Source organism: Psychrobacillus sp., assembly GCF_056205495.1.
Genome location: NZ_JBAEAP010000060.1, coordinates 1 through 6,576 on the forward strand (window position 1 = coordinate 1; position 6,576 = coordinate 6,576).

Here is a 6,576-nt window from a genome sequence, read left to right on the forward strand (position 1 = left end):
TGGTATTCAGTATGCAGGTGTAGCAGCTTATTTAGCAGATGCAGAAAATGGCAATGTAAACTTATTCATATAAGAGGTGACATATGGAAACAATACTTATCATAGCAATCGTAGCAGTATTTTTAATATGGCGCTTTAAACCGACAAAAGGGATTCAAAATATATCTACGGTTCAGTTAAAACAAATGATTAACGATAAGGATAAAGTATTTGTCGATGTAAGAACAAAAGGTGAATTCAAATCACGAAATATACCCCAATTTAAAAATATACCACTTGGTTCTGATCTTTCGAAGTTACCAAAAGACAAGGAAATCATTGTAATCTGTCAAAGTGGTATGCGCTCAAGTCAAGCGTGTAAGCAATTAAAAAAATTGGGATTTACTAAAGTAACGAATGTCCGTGGTGGCATGAGTGCATATTAGGAGGATATTAACATGAAAACAATTTTACCAGAGCAGGTACAACAAAAGCTACAAGCAGGGGAAGACCTAAATTTAATTGACGTGCGTGAGGTTTCTGAAGTTGAGGCAGGTCATATCCCTGGTATCATCCATATACCACTAAACCTGTTAGAATTTCGTTTACACGAATTAGATAAGACTAAACCGTACATTATGGTTTGCCGTTCAGGTGGTCGCAGTGGCCAAGCAACAACGTTTTTAGAATCTCAAGGTTTTGATGTGACGAATATGTCTGGCGGAATGCTTGAATGGAATGGCGAAATTAAATAAATTATAAATTATTTTTTTTAAAAAATTATACCCTAACCGGTATAGGTGGAGGTTACAAATGTTTAAATCAGATGTGCAACTAGATGCAAAGGGCTTAGCTTGCCCAATGCCAATCGTAAAAACTAAAAAAGCAATGAATGATGTAGAAGAAGGTCAAGTTTTAGAAATACAAGCTACAGATAAAGGCTCTGTCGCGGATTTAGCAGCTTGGTCAAAAACAGTGGGACACCAATACATTGGTTCTCATGAAGAAAATGGTGTGTTTTATCATTATATTCGAAAATGTAATCCAGAAATTAGCGAGCAACAAGAAAAGTCATTTGAACAAACGGTTTCAAATGAAGAAGCAATCGCTGGTGATGGCTTAATCTTAGATGTGCGTGAAGCAGCAGAGTATGGATTCGGCCATATCCCAGGTGCGAAATCGATCCCAATGGGTGAGTTAGAAAATCGTTTATCTGAATTAGATCAAGAGCAAACCATTTATGTCATTTGCCGTACTGGTACTCGCTCGGACATGGCTGCACAGCAATTGACAAAAGCAGGTTTTAAAAAAATATATAATGTCTTACCTGGTATGTCAGGGTATGAAGGCGAATTACAGAAAGAGGTTGAATAATATGTCAAACAAAGTAGCAATAATTGCATCTAACGGCGGTTTATTTGATGCATATAAAGTATTTAACATTGCAACAGCAGCGGCAGCTTCTGATAAGGAAGTAGCAATTTTCTTTACTTTTGAAGGCTTGAACCTTATCCATAAGCAGGGTATGCACGCACTTGAAATGCCAGCAGGCAAAGAGCATTTTGCAGAAGGCTTCGCGAAGGCCCAAGTCCCAGCAATTCCACAATTGGTTGAGATGGCTCAGGAGCTAGGTGTAAAATTTATTGCTTGCCAAATGACAATGGATGTTATGGGTTTAACAAAAAATGATTTTGTAGACGGTATTGATGTAGGTGGAGCAGTTACGTTCCTAGAATTCGCGAAAGATGCATCACCAACATTAACATTTTAATTAGGTAATGGGAGGGGAGTTCCCTTCCGACCTAAAAATTTTTAATAAAAATATACCTATGGGGGTACTTGTTTATGACAGTAAATATATGGACAGCTGCTGATGTAGCTCGAAAAGTAATTGATAATAAAGAATTATTTATATTAGACGTCCGAAATGCAGATGCATTTGAGGATTGGAAAATTGAAGGGCATAAATTTGAGTATTTAAATATTCCATATTTTGATCTTTTAGATGGTGTAGAAGAGATACTAGACCAAATTCCTACTGATAAAGATGTTTTAGTAGTATGTGCTAAGGAAGGCTCATCTATCATGATTGCTGAAATGCTGTCAGATGCTGGCCGTGAAGTTGCCTATTTAGCTGGTGGGATGAAATCCTGGTCTATGTATTTAGAGCCAATTAAAGTAGGAAATCTTGCAAATGGTGGTGAGCTATACCAATTCGTACGTTTAGGAAAAGGCTGCTTATCCTACATGGCAATTTCTGAAGGTGAGGCAGCGTTTATAGATGCAGTCCGTTTCGCAGAAGTATTTACAAATTTTGCACAGGAAAAAGGTGTAGAAATCAAGCATGTATTTGATACTCACTTACACGCCGACCATATTTCAGGAGGACGTCATATCGCTGCTGAAACAGGAGCAACCTATTATTTACCGCCGAAGGATGCAGAAGAGGTTGTGTTTGACTATAAACCACTTACAGACGGTTTAACTGTACAGCTTGGGTCAACAAAAATTGATGTAGGTGCGCTTTACTCACCAGGTCATACAATTGGTTCAACTTCATTTGTGATTGATGAAAAGTACTTATTAACTGGGGATATTTTATTCATCGATTCGATTGGGCGTCCTGATTTAGCCGGTCTGGCAGAGGATTGGGTAGCCGATTTACGCGAAACATTATACTCTCGCTATCGTTCATTAGCTGAAGATCTAATCGTATTACCAGCACACTTTATGATTATTGAAGAGCTAAACGAAAATGGTACTGTAGCAAAACGTTTAGGAGATCTGTTTGCAGAAAATCATGGCTTAAATGTAGAGGACGAGGAAGTATTCCGTTCAATGGTAACAGACAACTTGCCTCCTCAACCAAATGCCTATCAGGAAATTCGCCATGTAAACATGGGCAAAATTACACCAAGTAATGAAGAGCAAACGGAAATGGAAATCGGACCAAACCGTTGTGCAGTACGTTAATTTTCATAACAAAGGAAATATTATTTATACGCTTGTCTCTTAGAGAGAAGTTTATACTGACAACAAATAATACGAGAAGAGGAATATAACATGAACATTACTAAAACATTAGATGCAAAAGGATTAGCATGTCCAATGCCAATCGTTCGTACGAAAAAAACAATTGATACGATTAATTCTGGAGAAATACTAGAAGTATTAGTTACGGATAAAGGTGCGTTAAATGACTTTACAGCGTGGTCAGCAGCTGGTGGGCATACAATTGTTGAACAAAAAGAAGAAGACGGCGTGCTATTCTTTTATATTCAAAAAGCTTAACAGTAATAATAGCGAGTAGAATATTCTTCTACTCGTTTTTTTACAGAAAGAAGGGACAGACATTATGGATTTTTCCATTACATTTATAGTTGTTATTTTTGCCCTTGGATTTATAGGGTCATTTGTTTCGGGCATGTTAGGAGTTGGGGGCTCCATCATTAAATACCCCTTGCTATTATACGTTCCACCCCTATTTGGACTGGTAGCATTTTCTGCGCATGAAGTATCAGGAATTAGTGCGATTCAAGTATTCTTCGCTTCTATTGCAGGTGTTTGGGCATATCGAAAAAGTGGACTGCTTCATAAGGATTTGATCATTTATATGGGTGGGGCAATTTTACTTGGAAGCTTTATTGGTAGTTACGGTTCAGGATTTTTATCGGAGGACGCTGTTAATATTGTGTACGGAACACTCGCTATAATTGCAGCGGTTATGATGTTTATTCCACGTAAAACTATAGAGGAAAATGCTAAAATTTCGTTCAATAAAGTTCTTGCAAGTAGCCTAGCACTCATTGTTGGTATTGGATCTGGGATCGTTGGAGCAGCTGGTGGCTTTTTACTCGTACCAATAATGCTTACCGTTTTAAAAATACCAACACGTGTTACAATTGCGACCAGTTTAGCAATCACCTTTATTTCTTCTATTGGTGGTAGTGTAGGTAAAATTATGACTGGTCAAATTGAGTACTGGCCTGCGTTCATAATGATTATTGCAAGTATCATCGCAGCACCTTTAGGAGCAAAAATTGGTCAAAAAATGAATGTGAAAATTCTACAATGGCTGTTAGCTATTATGATTGGTGCAACAGCTATTAAAATTTGGATCGATATTTTACAGTAATACACGAAGAAAAGATTTAAAGATGTATCTCGTGAATCAAGGTTTTTGTTTTGGATAAACGTTTCACTTTAGCTAAGATTTCTATGAATCTCTATTATAAATCTATATCCTAATTAGTTCCTAGATAATCCAGTTCCATCAAATACAGTAATAATTTTATGAAAAGATGGTTATTAATGAAACAACCAATGAAATTTTAAATAGACTCAATAAACTATTTTTTGTTAAATATACGTTTTTTTAATAAAATGATGTATAGTTAAGTTCGATTAAATTTAAGGAGCAAGACATGAAAAATTTTATTGTTATTACTTTGGGTTCGTTATTAATGGCTGTTGCACTGAACTTATTCTTAGTTCCTCATGAAGTTATTCTTGGTGGTTTTTCTGGGATAGGTATGATTATAGGGATTCTTACTGGCTGGAACATAGGTTGGATAATTTTCCTTTTGAATATCCCTGTGTTTATTCTTGGCTTTATAAGTATTGGGAAAAAGTTTGTGGCATATAGTATGTATTCTGTTTTCCTTACGAGTTTAGCAATGCAATATATTCCGGTTTATCAGATTACAGAAGATATTTTATTGTCCTCTGTTTTTGGAGCAGTAATAGGTGGTGCGGCTACCGGAATGATTATTAAATTCAATGGCTCTACTGGAGGAATAGATATTATTGGGCTTGTTATTACCAAAAAGAAGGATTTCTCATTAGGTACTTTAATGCTAGTCATGAACAGTGTAATTGTATTAGCTTCTGGTTACTTCATAGGCTGGGAGCAAACGATGTATACATTACTAGTTCTATATGTATTTGGAAAAGTAGTAGATGTCATTCATACCAAACATGTAAAAGTAACACTTATGATCATCACTGAAAAAGGTGAGGAAGTTCAAGATAAGATGCTTAAAAGCTTAGTCCGAGGGATTACTGTTTTGGACGGAGAGGGAGCATATACTAAACAACCAAGAAAAGTGCTATTTACCGTCATTACTAGATATGAACTAGGGGAAGTAAAGAAAATGATTAAGGAAGTAGACAGTAATGCGTTTGTAAATATTACTGAAACGATTGAGGTCATGGGAGCATTTAATAAAAATTGATTTTGTAAAGTCCAGAAAACTCTGGGCTTTTTAATTTGCATTTTTATAGAAATTATATTTGTGAATTTGCCTCTAGGTGTTAAAACATACAGCATTTAAGTAGTGACCTTCATCTCACCTTCCTAATTGCTGAAGGGTCCACCGTCATTTGCATGCTATATAAATATAATTTAGAGTTTAATAGTCTGAAAAAGGGGTAAATACATTATAGTTACTATTTAAGAAAAGGGGAGATGCTAGTTATGTGGAAAAGAATTTTATTTATCTCCGAGCATGGGGATCCACTTGAAACTTTAGGTGGTAAACAGGCTGGTGGACAAAACAACTATGTAAAAGAACTTGCCCTTGCCCTTGGAAGAAGAGGTATAGCAGTAGATGTAATTACTCATTGGAGTAACCCCAGTGCTCCTCAGGTGGAGAAATTAGGAAATATGTCAAGAGTCATTAGATTTGCTGCAGGTCATAAAGGATATATAGCAAAAGATAAGATATATGATTTGTTACCACAATTCTATGATGAAATAAAAAACAATTTATCTATACCAAAATATGATGTTGTTCATTCTCATTATTGGATGTCCGGATTACTAGGGCTATCTTTAAAAGAAGAGTTTGGTATTCCCCTCGTTCACACTTCTCATTCATTAGGTATCGCAAAAAAACAAGCTACTGGAACTGCAGACCCGATTCGTCTAGACGCAGAAAAGAAAATTTTAACATCTGCGAATAAGGTGATCGCCACTACTGAAGTTGAACAGCAAATAATTCAAGACTTTGCAGGTCCACTTACCAATATAGAAGTAATATCTATTGGAGTTGCAAAAGAATTCCAATCACAAGTTAAGATAAAATCAGTAACTAAACCGTTGCTAGTATATGCTGGTCGTCTGGAAAAGACAAAAGGAATCGGCACACTATTAGATGCCTTTAAGAAATTAAAAAAGGAAAATCCAGAACTGGATGCTAAATTAGTGCTAGCTGGTGGTGATAAGGAAGAAATAGACATCAACTCAGGATTACCTATCAACCCCCATTTAAGGGAGCAAGTTAAAGGTATAGAGGAATACATTGAATTCATAGGACCTCAATCTCAACAAGGATTAAGTAATCTTTTTTCAAAAGCCACTTCAGTTATCGTACCGTCATACTATGAATCCTTTGGGATGGTGGCAGCTGAAGCCCAAGCCTGTGGGACACCTGTTATTGCGTCTGGAGTCGGAGGACTCAAAGATGTAGTCTCTCATGGAAAAACAGGCTTACAGGTAAAGCCCAAAGATCCGTCTCAGCTGGCTTCAGCTATGAAAACTATATTAAAAGACAATCTTTTAGCAAAAAGACTAGGCAGAGAAGCTGGAGAACGTGC

Annotated in this window: 9 protein-coding genes and 1 pseudogene; all 10 read left to right on the top strand. The window is 36.4% G+C overall.

The annotated features are described in order from the left end of the window. Positions 1 to 73: pseudogene (locus AC06OU_RS01900) on the top strand (DsrE/DsrF/DrsH-like family protein); the annotation flags it as partial. Positions 74 to 83: 10 nt separating this feature from the next. Further along, complete coding sequence (locus AC06OU_RS01905) at positions 84 to 425, top strand: rhodanese-like domain-containing protein (RefSeq protein WP_475853595.1); 342 nt, start codon at positions 84 to 86, stop codon at positions 423 to 425. 12 nt (positions 426 to 437) lie between these two features. Beyond that, positions 438 to 734: a rhodanese-like domain-containing protein gene (locus AC06OU_RS01910; protein ID WP_475853596.1), complete on the top strand. Its 297-nt coding sequence runs from the start codon at positions 438 to 440 to the stop codon at positions 732 to 734. Positions 735 to 792: 58 nt separating this feature from the next. After that, positions 793 to 1,353: a sulfurtransferase TusA family protein gene (locus tag AC06OU_RS01915; protein ID WP_475853597.1), complete on the top strand. Its 561-nt coding sequence runs from the start codon at positions 793 to 795 to the stop codon at positions 1,351 to 1,353. Position 1,354: 1 nt separating this feature from the next. Then, positions 1,355 to 1,750, top strand: a complete 396-nt coding sequence (locus tag AC06OU_RS01920; protein WP_475853598.1) for a DsrE/DsrF/DrsH-like family protein — start codon at positions 1,355 to 1,357, stop codon at positions 1,748 to 1,750. Between the two features lie 74 nt (positions 1,751 to 1,824). Next, a complete protein-coding gene (locus AC06OU_RS01925; protein WP_475853599.1) occupies positions 1,825 to 2,952 on the top strand; it encodes an MBL fold metallo-hydrolase in 1,128 nt (375 codons plus the stop codon). A gap of 90 nt (positions 2,953 to 3,042) precedes the next feature. Further along, on the top strand, positions 3,043 to 3,270 hold the full coding sequence (locus AC06OU_RS01930; protein WP_475853600.1) for a sulfurtransferase TusA family protein: 228 nt from the start codon (positions 3,043 to 3,045) through the stop codon (positions 3,268 to 3,270). A 64-nt stretch (positions 3,271 to 3,334) separates the two neighbouring features. Then, positions 3,335 to 4,114, top strand: coding sequence for a sulfite exporter TauE/SafE family protein (locus AC06OU_RS01935; RefSeq protein ID WP_475853601.1), 780 nt, complete (start codon positions 3,335 to 3,337; stop codon positions 4,112 to 4,114). A 289-nt stretch (positions 4,115 to 4,403) separates the two neighbouring features. Next, positions 4,404 to 5,213, top strand: a complete 810-nt coding sequence (locus tag AC06OU_RS01940; RefSeq protein WP_298468473.1) for a YitT family protein — start codon at positions 4,404 to 4,406, stop codon at positions 5,211 to 5,213. A 242-nt stretch (positions 5,214 to 5,455) separates the two neighbouring features. After that, a partial coding sequence (locus tag AC06OU_RS01945; protein WP_475853602.1) for a glycosyltransferase occupies positions 5,456 to 6,576 on the top strand: 1,121 nt, incomplete at its 3' end.

Coding starts and splice junctions, on each gene's coding strand:
- AC06OU_RS01905 (WP_475853595.1), top strand. CDS start 84: ATGGAAACAATACTTATCATAGCAATCGTAGCAGTATTTTTAATATGG.
- AC06OU_RS01925 (WP_475853599.1), top strand. CDS start 1,825: ATGACAGTAAATATATGGACAGCTGCTGATGTAGCTCGAAAAGTAATT.
- AC06OU_RS01940 (WP_298468473.1), top strand. CDS start 4,404: ATGAAAAATTTTATTGTTATTACTTTGGGTTCGTTATTAATGGCTGTT.
- AC06OU_RS01930 (WP_475853600.1), top strand. CDS start 3,043: ATGAACATTACTAAAACATTAGATGCAAAAGGATTAGCATGTCCAATG.
- AC06OU_RS01910 (WP_475853596.1), top strand. CDS start 438: ATGAAAACAATTTTACCAGAGCAGGTACAACAAAAGCTACAAGCAGGG.
- AC06OU_RS01935 (WP_475853601.1), top strand. CDS start 3,335: ATGGATTTTTCCATTACATTTATAGTTGTTATTTTTGCCCTTGGATTT.
- AC06OU_RS01920 (WP_475853598.1), top strand. CDS start 1,355: ATGTCAAACAAAGTAGCAATAATTGCATCTAACGGCGGTTTATTTGAT.
- AC06OU_RS01915 (WP_475853597.1), top strand. CDS start 793: ATGTTTAAATCAGATGTGCAACTAGATGCAAAGGGCTTAGCTTGCCCA.